The 15,297-nt window shown below is 63.7% G+C and carries 13 protein-coding genes; 6 read left to right on the top strand and 7 right to left on the bottom strand.

Annotated elements, in window-relative coordinates; genetic code table 11:
- Nucleotides 1-4: 4 nt before the first annotated feature.
- The gene (locus SB772_RS05280) at nt 5-1,303 is read left to right on the top strand and encodes an MFS transporter (RefSeq protein ID WP_410832259.1); all 1,299 of its coding nucleotides are present in this window, start codon (nt 5-7) and stop codon (nt 1,301-1,303) included.
- A 127-nt stretch (nt 1,304-1,430) separates the two neighbouring features.
- Here the strand turns inward: SB772_RS05280 and SB772_RS05275 are convergent, their stop codons facing one another.
- Nucleotides 1,431-2,351, bottom strand: coding sequence for a DMT family transporter (locus tag SB772_RS05275; protein WP_410832218.1), 921 nt, complete (start codon nt 2,349-2,351; stop codon nt 1,431-1,433).
- 101 nt (nt 2,352-2,452) lie between these two features.
- Here SB772_RS05275 and SB772_RS05270 point away from each other — a divergent pair, with 101 nt between their 5' ends.
- Nucleotides 2,453-3,346 carry a LysR substrate-binding domain-containing protein gene (locus tag SB772_RS05270; protein ID WP_410832217.1) on the top strand — a complete coding sequence of 298 codons (894 nt, stop codon included), beginning with the start codon at nt 2,453-2,455 and terminating at the stop codon, nt 3,344-3,346.
- 108 nt (nt 3,347-3,454) lie between these two features.
- Here SB772_RS05270 and SB772_RS05265 read toward each other — a convergent pair whose 3' ends face one another.
- The 6 genes from SB772_RS05265 to SB772_RS05240 form a co-directional block, all read right to left on the bottom strand.
- Nucleotides 3,455-4,513: an ABC transporter ATP-binding protein gene (locus SB772_RS05265; RefSeq protein WP_410832216.1), complete on the bottom strand. Its 1,059-nt coding sequence runs from the start codon at nt 4,511-4,513 to the stop codon at nt 3,455-3,457.
- A gap of 28 nt (nt 4,514-4,541) precedes the next feature.
- Entirely contained in the window at nt 4,542-6,146 is a 1,605-nt protein-coding gene (locus SB772_RS05260; protein ID WP_410832215.1) for an ABC transporter permease, read from the bottom strand.
- The gene (locus tag SB772_RS05255) at nt 6,147-7,178 is read right to left on the bottom strand and encodes an iron ABC transporter substrate-binding protein (protein WP_410832214.1); all 1,032 of its coding nucleotides are present in this window, start codon (nt 7,176-7,178) and stop codon (nt 6,147-6,149) included.
- Nucleotides 7,179-7,250: 72 nt separating this feature from the next.
- A complete protein-coding gene (efeB, locus tag SB772_RS05250; RefSeq protein ID WP_410832213.1) occupies nt 7,251-8,555 on the bottom strand; it encodes an iron uptake transporter deferrochelatase/peroxidase subunit in 1,305 nt (434 codons plus the stop codon).
- Nucleotides 8,556-8,617: 62 nt separating this feature from the next.
- On the bottom strand, nt 8,618-9,769 hold the full coding sequence (locus tag SB772_RS05245; RefSeq protein WP_410832212.1) for a hypothetical protein: 1,152 nt from the start codon (nt 9,767-9,769) through the stop codon (nt 8,618-8,620).
- Between the two features lie 93 nt (nt 9,770-9,862).
- A complete protein-coding gene (locus SB772_RS05240) occupies nt 9,863-11,386 on the bottom strand; it encodes a carbohydrate porin (protein ID WP_410832211.1) in 1,524 nt (507 codons plus the stop codon).
- 343 nt (nt 11,387-11,729) lie between these two features.
- Between SB772_RS05240 and SB772_RS05235 the strand changes: the two genes are divergently transcribed.
- The 4 genes from SB772_RS05235 to SB772_RS05220 all read left to right on the top strand — a co-directional run bounded on the left by SB772_RS05235 (nt 11,730) and on the right by SB772_RS05220 (nt 15,276).
- A complete protein-coding gene (locus SB772_RS05235) occupies nt 11,730-12,410 on the top strand; it encodes a hypothetical protein (protein ID WP_410832210.1) in 681 nt (226 codons plus the stop codon).
- A gap of 149 nt (nt 12,411-12,559) precedes the next feature.
- Nucleotides 12,560-13,417 carry an arylamine N-acetyltransferase family protein gene (locus SB772_RS05230; protein WP_410832209.1) on the top strand — a complete coding sequence of 286 codons (858 nt, stop codon included), beginning with the start codon at nt 12,560-12,562 and terminating at the stop codon, nt 13,415-13,417.
- Nucleotides 13,418-13,445: 28 nt separating this feature from the next.
- A complete protein-coding gene (locus SB772_RS05225; RefSeq protein WP_410832208.1) occupies nt 13,446-14,126 on the top strand; it encodes a methyltransferase family protein in 681 nt (226 codons plus the stop codon).
- Nucleotides 14,127-14,451: 325 nt separating this feature from the next.
- The gene (locus SB772_RS05220; protein WP_410832258.1) at nt 14,452-15,276 is read left to right on the top strand and encodes a transporter substrate-binding domain-containing protein; all 825 of its coding nucleotides are present in this window, start codon (nt 14,452-14,454) and stop codon (nt 15,274-15,276) included.
- Nucleotides 15,277-15,297: the final 21 nt, after the last annotated feature.

Below are 15,297 nucleotides of genomic sequence, written 5' to 3'. Positions count from 1 at the left end.
CATGATGAATTCACTGACCGACAGCACGCCGGTTGCACGGCGTCGCACGCCGCTCAATCGCTCGCAGATTGTAGGTTTTTGGGGAGCTTGGGCCGGCTGGACGCTCGACGGGATGGACTCGTTCATCTACGCGCTCGTGCTGACGCCGGCCTTGGCCGAATTATTGCCGCGCTCGGGCTATGCGGCGACGCCCGCGAACGTGGGCCTTGCCGGTTCGATTCTGTTCGCGCTGTTTCTGGTCGGGTGGGGGCTGTCGTTCATCTGGGGACCGCTCGCCGACCGCTTTGGACGCACCAAAGTGCTGGCCGGCACGATCTTCACGTTCGCCATTTTTACGGGGCTCGCCGCGACGTCGCACAACGTGTGGGAGCTCGGCATCTACCGCTTCATTGCCGGCGTCGGCATCGGCGGCGAGTGGGCGTTGGCGGGCACGTATGTGGCCGAGTCATGGCCGGAAGATCGCCGCAAGATGGGCGCGGGTTATTTGCAAACGGGCTACTACGCCGGCTTCTTTCTGGCCGCCGCGCTCAATTACACGATCGGCGTGCATTACGGCTGGCGCGCGATGTTCCTGACCGGCGCGGTACCGGTGGTAGTGGCGATTCTGATCTTGCTGCGCGTGAAAGAGTCGGAGAAGTGGCAGAAAGCCGACGCGAGCACCGTGCACGTCAAACCGTTGCGCGAGATTCTCGGGCCGGCTTACCGGCGCCGCACGTGGGTCGCGTGCATTCTGCTGACGATCGCCATCGTCGGCTTGTGGGCGGGCGCGGTGTACGAGCCGTCAGCGGTGATTCAACTGGCGACGAAAGCCGGCATGGGGAAAAACGATGCGATCAGAACCGCGTCGCTGGCCACCGGCTTGCTGTCGATTGCGACGATTCTCGGCTGTCTCACGTTGCCGCTGCTGGCCGAGCGCATTGGCCGCAAGAAGACGCTGGCGGTTTACTTCACGGGTATGGCGGTGTCGATCGCCGGCAGTTTCGGCTGGGCGTTCTATCTGCCCAATGGGCTTGCGCCGTTCATCGCGTGGCTCTTCGTGTTGGGATTTTTCGGCGGTAATTTCGCGTTGTTTAGTTTGTGGCTGCCGGAGCAGTTCGAGACCCGCGTGCGGGCGACGGCGTTTGCGTTCTGCACGTCGTTCGGGCGGTTTGTCGGCGCGGGCGTCAACTTTTTGCTTGGGGCGGCCGTGCTGCATATGCATACGCTCGGCGTGCCGGTGGCGTTGACGGCGTTGGCGTTTATCGTCGGCCTGTTCGTGATTCCGTTTGCGCCGGAGACAAAGGGGGAGGTGTTGCCGCAGTGAGATGCTTTCACTACGACGACTGAAAAAACCGGGCGCAACGCCCGGTTTATCGTTCAACGCCTGCAACGCCGGCGGCACCTGAAAGCCCAGTCGCGCGCGGTCCGCCTGCAAGCAGCGCGGTGCAAACTCAATCGGCGTGACGCCGCGCCCGTCCACCGGGCCGCAACATCGAAAGCAGCGGCCAGCCGAGATTGACGCCCAGACTCGCGACGACGATCAACGCCATGCCCGCGAGTTGCGGCAGCGACAGCGCCCGCTCATACACGATGGCATCGACGACGATCGCCGTCAGCGGATACACGAACAGCAACACGGCGATAACCGGCGTCGTCAGCTTGGGCAGCGCGCCGTAGATCAGCACATACGACAGCCCCGTGTGCAACACGCCCATGCCGACCAGCCAGAACCACTGCATCGGCCCGATATGCACGGCGGTGAGCGGCGCAATGAACGGCAGGCACACCACGCCGACAAAGCACTGCGCGAGCGTCAGCAGGTGCGGCCGTAAACTGCCGAGCCCTTTGGCGATCAGCGTGACGCTCGCATACAGCACCGAGCCTGCCAACGCTTCGCCGATGCCGATCAGATAGCTCGTGTGTCCTTGCAGATTGTCGGTCGCCGCGACGCCCGACGCGAGTACGAGCCCGACGAATGCCGTCGCGATCCAGCCGAGCCGGTCCATCCCGAGTCGCTCCTTGAAGAGCGCCGCGCCGATCAGCACGACCCAGAATGGCTGTACATGAAACACGACTGTCGCGACCGCGATGCTGGTGCGATGAATCGCATCGAAGAAGCCGACCCACTGCGTGACCATCAGCACGCCTGAAATCAGCGCCAGCACGACCGTGCGCCGCGTGAAATGCGCTCGCGTGAAAAAGCCCTTCCAGGCGCAATACGCCGCCAGCGCAAGAAAACCGAACAGGCAGCGAAAGAACACCAGCGTGAGCGCACCGAGCCGCGCTTCCTCGACGAAGATGCCGAGCGTGCCCATCAATAGCCCGCCGCTGGCCAGCGTGATGGCGCCTTGTTGACGTGGGGTGAGGGACATGCGAAGCGGCTCCGTGGCAGTGAGTCTCAAGTATTGCGTGGCTTGCATGGCACCGGCAAACGAATTAAATTGAGAAATCCCATAAGCTGGATTGATAAATCATGCACCCCGAATTCGACGTCGATCTGCTGCGGACTTTCGTCGCGGTGGTGGAAACGGGCAGCTTCACAAAGGCGTCAGCCACCGTGCACCGCTCGCAGGCGGCGGTCAGCATGCAGATCAAGCGGCTCGAAACTATGCTCGGCACCACGCTGTTCGCCCGCAACACGCGCAATCTCTCGCTCACGCGGCCCGGCAATACGCTGCTCGAGTACGCGCGGCGCGTGCTGGCTTTGCATGAGGAAGCGTGGTCGGCGATCGTGCGGCCGGAGGTGAGCGGGCGCGTGGTGCTCGGGGCGCCGGACGACTACGTGTCGTCGTTGCTGTCGCCGGTATTGCGGCGTTTTTCGAATCTGTATCCGCACGTGGAGATCGAGATCGTCTGCGCGCAGAGCACGTCGCTCGCGCCGATGTTGGCCGATAACAAGATCGATCTTGCCTTCGTCACGCGCGACCGCAAGTTGCGCGGCGAATTCGTGCGCAGCGAGCCGATGGTGTGGGTGGGGGCTTCGGTGGATACGCCGGTGCTGGCGGCGTCGCCGTTGCCGGTGGGACTTTACGAGCCTGGATGTGTCGCGCGGCAGCATACGCTGGCCGCACTCGACGGCGCGCGGATCCGTTATCGGGCCGCGTTCAGCAGCGCGAGTCTGATGGGTCTCGTGGCGACCGTGGATGCGGGGTTGTCGGTGATTGCGCTGACGCGTTGCAGCGTACCGCCGCGGCTGGCGATTCTCGGCGAAGCGCAAGGTTTGCCGAAAATCGCGCCGCTGGAAATCGTGGTGGCGCGCAGCGCCAAATCGGACCGGCCCACGTGCGATTATCTGGCCGCGCAGATGGTGCAGGACTTGTCGCTGCGTCCGCAGACGCGCGCGCCGGGTGCGGCGGCGTCCGCGTAACGGTGGCCAGATGACGCACCGCGGTGCCGCTCAACGGTGTTGCCTGATTGCGTCGCTTAACCGTGTCGCTTAACCGTATCGCTTAGTTGTGGCGCTCATTCGTGTCAGCTAGCCGCGGGGATAGGCCGTCACATCGCCGTCGACGGCGAGCCGCACGTGCTCGCCTGGCCGCGGCGTCAGATAGCCCGGCACGCGTGCGCGCACCACGGTCTGCGCGGGCGACTGCAATTGCAGCGCAACCCCTGCGTCCTGCCCCTGGAAGATCACGTCCTGCACGACGGCTTCGTATGACGCCGCACCATTCGCCATCGTTTCGCCCGCGCGCAACAGACGGATCTGTTCAGGGCGCACCATCACGTCGACGGCGCCATGATCCATCGGGGCGCATAAGCGCAGTTCACCCAATTCGCACGTCACGCGATCCTGTTCGGCTACTCCCGGCAACAACACCGCCTCGCCGACAAACGACGCCAGTTCTCGCGTGACAGGCCGCCGATATAACGTCTCCGGCGTCGCCGTCTGAATCAGCTTGCCCTGCCACAGCACCGCGACTTCATGGCCGAGCGACAGCGCTTCCGACTGATCGTGCGTGACCAGCACGGCGGTCGCGCCGGTCGCGGCCAGCGCGCTCACCACCGCTTGCCGCGTTTCGAGCCGCAATGCCGCGTCGAGCGACGAGAACGGCTCATCAAGCATCACCAGCGCCGGCGAGGGCGCGAGGGCCCGCGCCAGCGCGACTCGCTGCTGCTGCCCGCCGGACAGTTGCTGCGGCGCGCGCTCGCCGAAGTTCGCCGGCAAGCCGACCAGTTCGAGCAATTCGGACACGCGATGCCGCGCCCGGCGTTGTGCGCGCGGCAGGCCGAACACGATATTGTCCGCCACGGAAAGATGCGGAAACAGCGCGCCTTCCTGCGGCACATAGCCGATGTGACGTTGTTCGGACGGGACATGCAGGTTCTCGCCGGCCACGCGGCGTCCGTCGATTTCGACGGTGCCGCTGTCCGCGCGTTCGAAGCCGCACAGGAGGCGCAGCAACGTGGTCTTGCCGCTGCCGGACGGCCCAAGCAACGCGAGGAGCGCGCCGCGCTCGATGGACAGATCGATGCCGTGCAGCACCGGATGGCCGTCGAACGATTTTTGCAGTCCGCGGATACGAAGTTCGCTCATGAGAATCCGATGGAAAAAGCGGCGTGCGTCAACCGCGCTCGCCGAGCAGCGCCGATTTGCCGAGCAACGCGAACAGCAGGCCGGAGGCGAACAGCGAAATGCCGGTTAGGAGTGCCGCATACGGCGCGGCGGCGGCGAAGGCCATCGTCGATGTGTCGGCCCAGACTTGTGTCGCGAGCGTTTGGGTGTCGATGGGCGCGAGCAGCAGCGTCGCGTTGAGTTCGGTGACGACCGAGATGAACACCATCGCCGCCGCCGCGCCGAGCCCCGGGCCGGCAAGCGGCAACAACACGCGGAAAACGGTCTGCGACCAGCCGAGGCCGAGCGCGCGGGCGGTCTCTTCAAGGCGCGGTTGTGCCTGCAGCAAAGCGGCGCGCACGCTTACCAACGCAACCGGCATGAACAGGATCGCGTACGCGATGATAAGCAGCGTCGTGCTCTGATAAAGCGGTTGCAGTGCGTGCACCGCGAGCGAGACGATCGCCAGCGCGATCACCAGTCCCGGAATGCCTTGGGCGAGAAACACCGTGCGTTCGAACAGCGTCGCGAAACGCGTCGGATAGCGCACTAGCAGGAACGCGAGCGGCAGGACCAGCAGCGTGGTCAGTGCAGCAGCGGCGAGGCCGAATCCAAGCGACGAGATTGTCGCGTCGAACAGCAACTCGGGCGACACGTCAGCCGGTGTGACGGCGGCAGCGCCCGGCTGCGTGAGCCAGTAGCCGACCATGCCGAGCGGCACGCCGAGCGTCGCGATCGCCAGCGCGGCAAAGCCGGCCACCACGATCCAGCGCCATGCGCCGAGATCGTAGCGCAGCACCGCGCGGCGCGTGCCGCGATCGACGCGTTCATAACGCGCCGCGCCGCGCACACGGAACTCGAACGCGAGCACGACGAGGCAGATCACGATCAGCAGGCAGGCGAGCAGCGAAGCACCGCCGCCATCGAAACTGGTGCGATATTCCGCGTAGATTTGCGTCGTGAAGGTGCGAAAGCGCAGCAGCGTGAACGCGCCGAATTCGGACAGCACGCCGAGCGCGACCAGCAACATGCCGCCGAGCAGCGCCGGGCGCAATTGCGGCAGCACCACGCGAGTGAACGTGGCCCAGCGGTTGCAGCCGAGCGCGCGCGCGCTTTCTTCGAGCGCCGGGTCCATGCCGCGCAACGCGGCGGCCACCGGCAGATAGACCAGCGGGAAGTACGCGGACGTCAGCACCAGCAACGCCCCCGCGAAGTCCTGCAAATCGAGGCTCAACGACACCCACGCATAGCTCGAGATGAAGGCCGGCATCGCCAGCGGCGCGGCAGTGAGCACGGCCCACGCGCGGCGTCCCGGCAGATGCGTGCGTTCGACGAACCATGCGGCCGCCGTGCCGATGACAGCGCAGACAAGCGTGGTCGATACGGCGATCAGCAGCGTGTTGACCAGCAGTTCACCCACCAATGGCCGGACGATCAGGTCGACCGCCTCGGCGATCCCGAAGCTCGCCGCCCGCCAGAAGGTAAACGCAATCGGCAGCAACACCAGCAAAGCGCTGAGTGTTGCTGCCGCAAACAAACCACGCGGCGCGCGCGAGTGGGCGCGCGCCGGGGGTGGGGTTACAACCGGTGGTCCGGCTGACACGGCATCGCTCATTTACAGCAAGCCTGCCTGACGCAGCAGCTTGCCGGCCTGGCTGTCGTCGCCGAGTTGCTGGATCGTCAGCGACGGCGGGCTCAGTTCGGCGAACGGCTTGAGGATCGGGTCTGGCGCGACGCCCGCATGCAGCGGATATTCGAACATGACGTGACTGTTCGCCATCAACTTTTGCGCGCGTTCGCTGACCAGATAGGCGAGAAACTTCTGCGCGCCGTCCGTGTTGTGCGCGGACTTCAGCACTGCCGCGCCCGACACGTTCACCAGCGCGCCGACATCGCCGTTGCCGAAGTGATGAACCGCGCTGCGGGTTTTCGCGTCGCCGAGTTCGGCGTGCAAACGGTCCCAGTAGTAGTTGTTGATCACACCGGTCGCTACGCCGCCGCGATTGACCGCGGCGACCACACCTTCTTCGTCGTCGAAAATCTGCGCGTTGGCTTTCAGGCCTTTCAGCCATTGGACGGTTTGCGCTTCACCCTTCAGCGCGAGCACTGCGCTCACGAGCGGCAGGAAGTCGGCGTCGCTCGGTGCAATGCCGACCTTGCCTTTCCATTCGGGCTTGGCCAGATCGAACAGCGATTGCGGCAGTTGCGATGCTTGCAGCCTGGTCGTGTTGTAGGCCAGCACGCTTTCACGCGCGGTCACGCCGACCCATGCGCCGGTCGGCGAGTTGAAGCGCGCCGGCACGGTGGCGAGGGTCGATCCGTCGACCTTGTTCAAGAGGCCTTTCTCTTCGAGCAGCGTCAGCTCGGGCGAGTTTTCCGTGAAGTACACGTCGGCGGGCGTGGCGGCGCCTTCCGCGACGAGTTGCGCGGCCATCGCCGGGCCTTCGCCGTTGCGGATCTTTACCGAAATGCCCGACTGCTTTTCGAAGTCTTTGGCGAGCAGATTGACGACCTGTTCGTGCTGCGCGTTGTACAGCGTGATCGACGCAGCGTGAGCCGCCGTCGGCGCGGTGCCGAGCGCGGCCAGCGTGAGCGCGACCGCGCTGCTGACGAGGCGCAGGCGGGTGACAAACCAGGAATGAGCCATGATCCTAAAGTCCGTTGATGATGTAATAGTTGATCTTCTCTGCTTGTTTTGCTGATCGTCTGGCGGCTGCCATTATGTCTCGAACAGCCCTGCGCCGATATACGAACCCGGCTTCGCGCCCGGCGGCACAGCGAACACCGCGCTGCCGACGTGCGTCGTGAACTGGTTCATCATGTCGAACTTCGCGAGCTTGTCGTTGATCGGAATGAAGCCGGTGCGCGGGTCGCTCTGGTGGGCGACAAAAATCAGCCCCGCGTCGTATTCGGTTTCCTGGCGCCATGGCGGCCAGCGCTCGATGTAGAAGTTCGTGCCCTCGTTGTACGAGTATGAGCGGCGCAGAATCTGCGCACCGTTGTTGCTCGCCCGATTCGACAGGCGCACGTGCGAGTTCTCCGGAATGACCGGATTGCCGTCCTTGTCCTCTTCCTTGAGATCCACCGGGTCGAACTCGTTGTTCTTGCCGATCGGCGCGCCGCTGTACTTGTGACGGCCGAACACCTGCTCCTGGAAACCCAGTTCGGTGTTGTCCCAGTGTTCGAGCGTGATGCGAATGCGGCGCACGACGGTGTAGGTGCCGCCTTCCATCCACGGCGCGTCGGCGGTGGCGCCGGCCCACACGAACTCGTTCATCGACTGCGGCTTGGCGGTCGACGGATTGTTGGTGCCGTCCTTGAAACCCATCAGATTGCGCGGCGTCTGCCCGCGCGGACCCGACAGGAAACCGGACTGTCCCCAACGCATGGCCGCGACGCCGTAGCCGAGACGCGCCAGTTGCCGCACCGCGTGGAAAGCGACTTGCTGATCGTTCGCGCATGCCTGGATGAACAGGTCGCCGCCGGTCTTCCCGGCGATCAGCTGGTCGCCGTTAAAGCGCGGCAGATCGACCAGCGCGGCGGGGCGGCGCGCGGCGAGGCCGTAGCGGTCCTTGCCTTCATGCGTGAAGAGGCCCGGGCCGAAGCCGAATGTGATGGTCAAACCGGCTGGGCCGAGACCGAGCACATCGCCGGAATCGGGCGCGGCCTTATCTGCGCCCGCGTCGCCCGGGGGCAACGGCGCGGCTGTGGCGCCTTGCGTCAGGCGCGCGGCGGCGTCGGTCCAGGCACGCAGCAGCGCGATGACGTCGTCGCGCTTGTCGGTGGTCAGATCGAGCGCGGCCACGTACGTGTGACTCTGCTGCGGCGTGACGATGCCGCCTTGATGCGCGCTGTAGAACGGCTCGACCGCCATGTGCGGCTCGGCATTGTGCGCCGGTGTCTTGCCGAGCGCGGCCTGGGGCGTACCCAGACCCGCGCCGAGGCTCGCGCCAGCCGCTACCGCAGCGCCGCCCGCCTTGAGAAAGCCGCGCCTTGCGGGCCGCGACGGATGATTGTTTGCCATGGTTACTTAGTCTTGATTTGGCCTTGGGGTTTGCCTGGTTTGCGTCGCTTACTCGCGTTCACTTACTTCGCCAGCACCAGCGTGTTTACGTCGTCCTGCACGTAGTAGAAACCGTCGCCTTGCGGTGTCATCGCGATGCCGAACAGGTCGCCGTTGCCCGGCGGCGCCTGCGCCTTGTCGGTGTCGATCCAGCGGGCGTAGAGTTGCTTGCCGCTGGCCGGATCGATTTCCACGACCTGGCCGTTCAACGCATTCGTGATCAGCAGGTGGCCGTTGGGCGCGGTGACCATCGCCAGCGGCCGGTGCAGCAGGCCGTCGGCGGTCAATTGGCGGCCGACGCCGGCGCTGGTGTCGCGCGTCATCGGATCGTCGATTTCAGTGACGCGGTTGCCGATCGCATCGGACACGTACAGCAGTTTCCGATCGGCCGACAGCGCGAGACCGGTCGGACCGACGAGGAACACGCCCTTGTCGGCCTGCGCGCCGAAGCCGCTGCCCACGACCGTTTCCTTCTTCACGACCGGCGGCTTGCCGGCCGGCACGTCGAGGTCCAGACGCAGCACGGTGGCCTGCTTGAACACCGGCGGATTGCCGTTCGCGCCGCCCACGCCGAAGCCGGCGTTGCTGACGAACAGCGTCGCGCTGCTGCCGTTGTCGACGACCGCCATGTTGCCCCACGGATCGTTGAGGTTCGGGCTGACGATCGTCGAGGCGACCTTGCCGTTCGGATCGATCACGATCAGACAGCCGGCGCCCTTGGTGCCGGTGGTGCCGTCGTTGCTCGGCGTGCTGCCGACGATCACGTAGCCCGACTTGAGCATCGTCATCGCGGTTGACAGGCCGATGCCGCCCGGGCATTCCTTCAGATCGCGCGGCACCGTGGCGAACACCGTCATCTGCTTCGTGTCCGGGCGATAGTCGACGATCGTGCTGCCGGTGCCTTGCAGATTGGTCGAGTTGTTGAAGTTGCCGACCAGCACGTCGTCTTGCTTGACGGTGCCCGCCGTGACCGGCGCGACCACGACCGCGTACGGATTCTGGTCGCCGTTTACCGGCACGGTGTTGATCAGCGTGGTGTGGTGCTTGACGGTTTCAAGGAAACCCTGCGGCTCGGCGTGCGCGCTGCCGGCCGTCGCGAACGCGGCGGCGCTGACAGTGACGGCGACCAGGGCCCGCGCGGCGCGCGGCGAAAATTTGCGCGTGCGGTTGTTCATGAATGAGCCTCCGTGCCTGCGCACAAAGCGGTGAATGCGGTCATGTTCGAAAGCATGATTGATCGGGAGCGTGTGTAAATGGCGCTAACGGCGTCAGAACGTGATGTTGGTCCGCACGCCGATGACGAACGTGTTGCGCAGCGGCTGCGTCGGATCGCTCGGGTTCTGGCCGGCGCCGGCGTTGAACGTGTATTGCGCGTCGGCTTGCAGCGTCCACCACGGGTTGACCTGATACTGGTAGGTCGCTTCAAGCGCGGTTTCGCTGGTGCGTACGCCGTATGGGCCGCCGCTGAATGCCAGGTTATCCTGATCGAGTCCGTGCGCGTGGCTGCCGACCTTGATGTAGGTCAGCGCGAGGCCGGCGCTGTCGTTGTCGCGGCCTGCGAACGGCGCTTTCAGCACGATGCCGAGGTTGGCCGCGACGCTCACCAGGTTGCGGTCGCCCGGCGCGCCCATCACACGGGCGAACACGCCGAGGCTGCGCGCTTCGTCCGGATTCGGACGCCAGATCATCTGGTCGGCCACCGCGTAGAAGCTGTAGTCGCCACGATGATTCGCGGCGATACCGGTGCTTGCCGGATTCGCCAGCGACAAACCGGTGTTGTCGTAGCGCTGATCCGCGAAGCTGCCGTTGTGGTACCAGACACCGATCTTGTAGGTGCCCGGCAAACCGCCGCCGCTCGCGCCGACCATTTCGCCGTCGGCCGGCTGGTTGATGGCGTACTGCAATTCGCCGATGAACAACGTGCCGTTATGCAGGTTGAAGTTGGTGCCGCTCCTGTTGTTCGGATTGTTGCCGAGCGGATCGCCGTCGAACACGCCCGCGAGCGCCGTCAACGAAGGCGTGATCTGGCCGCGCACGCGCACGCCGAGGGCCGACAGCGGATAAGCCGGGCCGCCATTGGGCATGTCGTACGACGGCAGGGCTGGCCAGCCGAACATCGTATTGACGAACAGCGCCGAATACGTGCTGGTGATGAATTCCTGGTCGATGCTTTGCTGGCCGATCCTGACGTCGACCCGTTTGTTCAGGAACGACTGCTGATACCAGAGCTCCCACAGACGGGTTGTATTCTGCGCTTCGATACCGCTCGCCGTATTCAGCGTGCCGAGCTTGTCGGAACTCAGATTGCGACCGTGAATTTGCAGTGCGCTGACGTTGAACTGGCCGCCCGGCAAGCCGAACGCTTTTTGCGTATCGACCTGTACCGCGGCGGTCGTCAGACCGTCGTAGGCGACGCCGCGATCGAGGCCGCCGCGCACGTTGCCGAGAAGTTCGCTGGTTTCGGTCAGCGCGAACGTGATGCCGTATTTGCCGAGCCAGGGGCGCAGACCGCCCATGTCGCCGAGCATGGTCTGGCGATTCCAGAACCCGGTCCACTGGCTCGTTTGGGTCGCCTTGATATTCAGGTCGGCTTCCGGCGCTTCCGGCGCGGCATCGGGATTGGCTTCGGCCATGGCCGCGCCGGCTGTCAGCGAGGCCCATGCGAAAGCGGTGCAGAGGGCGGCGCGACGCATCGAAGGCGCGCGCGAGCGGCGCGCGGCGCGGCCGTATGGAGCGGCATCCCGGCGTGAGCGTGCGTGAGCGGCGGATCCGTTGGACTGGGCGAACTTCATCGAAATCCTTATTGTGTTGTGTTGTATCGACTGATCTAACCATCGCGGCGTTATATGACTGCGTGCCTGCGACTTACCGCATCGGTTCGCGACGCCTGATGCAGCGGATGGCGAGATCGTACGCATGCGGCATGGATACGTCAACACAAATGAGAATGATTCGCATCAATATTTCCGAGACGTAATGCCGATATTTATGCACTGCTGCGAAACAGCATTTGAGCGTAATAAAAATCGAATCTATGTGTAATTTATCGGTATGGTTTAAGCCATATCGAACGTGTGGCGTGAGGGGGTGTCGAAGCGCACGAGTACCTCGAAACGCCAATGTCAGGAGATAGAGATGAAGAAACGCATCCTTTTGCTTTCGCTGCTTGCTAGCGGTGGTTTGCTGGTGAGCGGCGTATCGAACGCGCAGTTGAATCTGAAGCAGTTCGGCATAGGCGGCGACAGTTCGGCGGATGCTGGGGCGACGGCGTCATCGGGTGGTGTGTCGCAGTTGCTGCAGACGTATGTCGGCGCGAACCAGCAGGTGCTGAGTGGGCAATCGAGTCTTGCCTCGGCGATGGGATTGAGCAGCGCGGCGGGCCAGGCGCAACAGGCGGCGGGATTGCTGAGTGGCGGAACGCCGTCGGTCAGTCAATTGACGCAAATGGGCAGTACGCAGCAATCGTTATCGCAGACGCTGACCCAGGCATTCGCGAACCGTGCGAGCAGCGCGGCGTCGGCGACACCGCTGAACAAGCAGGCGTTCACGGACGGCTTGTCGTCGTTAGGCAAGGGCGTGAGCCAGTATTCGAGCTTGCAGTCCGGGCTGGGCGGTATTGGCCAGATGAACCCTTCGTCGCTATTGCAGGCGGGGATGAACCCGCAGACGGCGCAGGCCGCATCATATATCGCGCAATCGGCGCCGGGCCAACTGCAATCGTTGATGTCGACGCTTAGTTCGGCGGTGCAGTTCGCATCGAGTCGCGGCATCAGCGTACCGTCGATAGCGACGGCGGCGCTGAAGGGCGGGCAGTAAAACAGGTTGAACGGCGGGGTTTCGCGCTGAAGGGCGAGACCCCGCGAGCGGTGTTCTGAAGTATCGATCCAATAAAGCTATGATCATCACCCTGGACTGCACCGAAGGGCAAAACCCATAAGCGCCCGGTGCTCAAAAGGACGACACCGATGCCACACACAGTGAATCTGGACCACTACTTCACCCGCATAGGCTACAAAGGCCCGCGCGCGGCAACGCTGGAAGTCCTGCAAGAGCTGCACGGGCTCCACCCTCGATCGATTCCATTTGAGAACTTCAATCCTTTATCGCGCCGACCGGTCAAACTGGATCTCGAATCGGTAGAGACAAAGCTAATCACCCAAAACCGCGGTGGCTACTGCTTCGAACAAAACGCACTTTTCGCGAGCGTGCTGAAGCAATTAGGCTTCAAAATAACGCCGCTGATAGGCCGAGTCCTGTGGGGCCGCGAACCAGAAGCAATCCCACCCCGCACGCACATGATCCTCCGCGTCGACATCGACAAAAGCAACGACAACAACGAAACACAATGGATCGCCGATGTCGGCTTCGGCAGCGTGACGCTAACAGCGCCCTTGCGCCTGACCCCAGGCATCGCGCAGCAGACCCAGCTAGGCACCTTCCGTCTCGCCGACGCGTCGCACGACGCGCTCTACCTCGAAGTGCAGGCGAGAGACAATACCTGGTCCCGCGTCTACTGCTTCGATCTGCACCCAGTCGAGTGGATCGACTACGAAACCTCCAACTGGTACACCTCGACCTCGCCGGATTCAATCTTCGCGAGCAACCTGATCGTCTGCCGCGTACTGGAGCAATCGCGCCTGACGCTGCTCAACGACCAACTCAACGAACGCGCTGCGGACGGCGAAATAATCAGCGCACGGCAACTCAAAACCGCAGACGAACTCGCAGCCTGCCTGCGCGATCGATTCGGCCTGAACACCGGCGACATCGATATCGCCGGCATATTCGACCGCGTGCGCGCACCAGCGGCGAGCGTCACCTAAAAACCAGCGGCGAGCGCCACCTAAAACAATGATCAAACGCCTCGTCTTCCAAACGTTGATCTCGCTGGCCGTCATGGGCGTGCTGCTGTTCGGCGCGGCGGGCACGCTCGCATGGCCGGCCGCCTGGTGGTATCTGCTCGAGATAGGCGTGCTAAGCCTATGGATCGGCTTCTGGCTCGCGCGCCACGATCCCGGCTTGCTCGCCGAGCGTCTTGCGCCGTTCCTGCAGGCGCAACAAAGCCGCTGGGACCGCTTTTTCATGATGGTCGTCGCGCTGGTGTGGTGCGGCTGGCTGATCGTGATGGGGCTCGACGCCGTGCGCTTCCATTGGTCGGCGCCGTTGCCGGTGCCGCTGGTGAGTTTCGGTTCGCTTTGCGTGTTCCTCTGCATCTTCATGTGCCGCTTCGTGTTCCAGGCGAACAGCTACGCCGCCCCGGTCGTGAAAGTCCAGACGAGCCGCGGTCACAAGGTTGTCGACAGCGGCCTTTACGCGTATGTCCGTCACCCGATGTACGCTGCCGCGCTGCTGTTCTTCGTCGGCACGCCTTTGCTGCTCGGTTCGTGGTGGGGTTTCACTTGCGTGCCGCTCATGGTGATCGCTCTCGGCTGGCGTGCAGTGCGTGAGGAGCGCTTGCTGGCATCGCAACTCGACGGCTACGCCGACTACATGACCCGCGTGCACTACCGCTTCATACCGTTCGTCTGGTAGTCGCGCGGATGCGCCATCGCGAAGCGCATTCGATCGCTTTGCACCAACCTGTCTAGACAAAATGCACAACGCTGGCGCATGAAGCCGCGATCAGCGCACGGCCTTCATCCCTTCAACACTTCCTTAAGAGCCTTGTAAGACGGGGAGGCTAGGGGCTTACCCGATGATTCGGGCAATTTCCCGCAAATCCTCTTGCGATGATTTTTTGATTCATGCAGACTTGTCTATACAAATTAAGCGCAGTTAAAAAATCCGCCTCAACGGTTTCCTCAATCAAAGGAGTTTCGACGTGAAGTTCAAGCGCACGACGTTAGCAAAAGCATTGATGGGCGCCGTTCTCGGCGCCGCGACCATTTTCGCGGCACCGGTGCAGGCGAAAGAATGGAAGACGGTGACGATCGCGCTGGAAGGCGGGTACGCGCCGTGGAACCTGACCTTGCCGGGCGGCAAGCTGGGCGGCTTCGAGCCTGAGCTGGTCGCCAACCTGTGTGCCCGCATCAAGTTGCAGTGCAACCTCGTTGCCCAGGACTGGGACGGCATGATCCCCGGTCTGCAAGCAGGCAAGTTCGACGTCCTGATGGATGCGATCTCGATCACGCCCGAGCGCGAAAAGATCATCGCGTTCTCGAAGCCGTACGCCGCCACGCCCGCGACCTTCGCCGTGACTGACGCGAAAGTGTTGCCGAAGGCCGCGCCGACCGCCGCGGTCGTCAAGCTGTCGGGCGATCCGAAAACCGATCAACCGACCGTCGACGCGTTGCGCAAGCAGCTGAAGGGCAAGACCATCGGCATCCAGTCGGGCACGGTCTACACCAAGTTCATCAACGACGGCTTCAAGGACGTCGCCACGATCCGCGTCTACAAGACTTCGCCCGAGCGCGATCTGGATCTGGCCAACGGCCGCATCGACGCCTCGTTCGACGACGTGACCTACTATGCCGCGGCCATCGACAAGAAAGAAACCGCATCGATCGCGATGGCGGGCCCGAAGATCGGCGGCCCGATCTGGGGTCCGGGCGAAGGTCTCGCGTTCCGCAAGCAGGACGCCGATCTGAAAGCGAAGTTCGACACGGCGATCAGCGCCGCGCTCGCCGATGGCACGGTCAAGAAACTCTCCGAAAAGTGGTTCAAGACCGACGTCACGCCTTGATGCGTCGTCGCGTATAGCTGT

Source organism: Paraburkholderia sp. SIMBA_030 (assembly GCF_046535245.1).
GTDB lineage: Bacteria > Pseudomonadota > Gammaproteobacteria > Burkholderiales > Burkholderiaceae > Paraburkholderia.
The sequence above is the reverse complement of the archived record's forward strand: the minus strand, read 5'-3'. Positions and strand labels throughout refer to the sequence as shown.

Bases quoted from the DNA above. Each gene is read 5' to 3' on its own strand.
- SB772_RS05280 (WP_410832259.1), top strand. From the start codon at position 5: ATGAATTCACTGACCGACAGCACGCCGGTTGCACGGCGTCGCACGCCG.
- SB772_RS05275 (WP_410832218.1), bottom strand. From the start codon at position 2,351: ATGTCCCTCACCCCACGTCAACAAGGCGCCATCACGCTGGCCAGCGGC.
- SB772_RS05270 (WP_410832217.1), top strand. From the start codon at position 2,453: ATGCACCCCGAATTCGACGTCGATCTGCTGCGGACTTTCGTCGCGGTG.
- SB772_RS05265 (WP_410832216.1), bottom strand. From the start codon at position 4,513: ATGAGCGAACTTCGTATCCGCGGACTGCAAAAATCGTTCGACGGCCAT.
- SB772_RS05260 (WP_410832215.1), bottom strand. From the start codon at position 6,146: ATGAGCGATGCCGTGTCAGCCGGACCACCGGTTGTAACCCCACCCCCG.
- SB772_RS05255 (WP_410832214.1), bottom strand. From the start codon at position 7,178: ATGGCTCATTCCTGGTTTGTCACCCGCCTGCGCCTCGTCAGCAGCGCG.
- efeB (WP_410832213.1), bottom strand. From the start codon at position 8,555: ATGGCAAACAATCATCCGTCGCGGCCCGCAAGGCGCGGCTTTCTCAAG.
- SB772_RS05245 (WP_410832212.1), bottom strand. From the start codon at position 9,769: ATGAACAACCGCACGCGCAAATTTTCGCCGCGCGCCGCGCGGGCCCTG.
- SB772_RS05240 (WP_410832211.1), bottom strand. From the start codon at position 11,386: ATGAAGTTCGCCCAGTCCAACGGATCCGCCGCTCACGCACGCTCACGC.
- SB772_RS05235 (WP_410832210.1), top strand. From the start codon at position 11,730: ATGAAGAAACGCATCCTTTTGCTTTCGCTGCTTGCTAGCGGTGGTTTG.
- SB772_RS05230 (WP_410832209.1), top strand. From the start codon at position 12,560: ATGCCACACACAGTGAATCTGGACCACTACTTCACCCGCATAGGCTAC.
- SB772_RS05225 (WP_410832208.1), top strand. From the start codon at position 13,446: ATGATCAAACGCCTCGTCTTCCAAACGTTGATCTCGCTGGCCGTCATG.
- SB772_RS05220 (WP_410832258.1), top strand. From the start codon at position 14,452: ATGGGCGCCGTTCTCGGCGCCGCGACCATTTTCGCGGCACCGGTGCAG.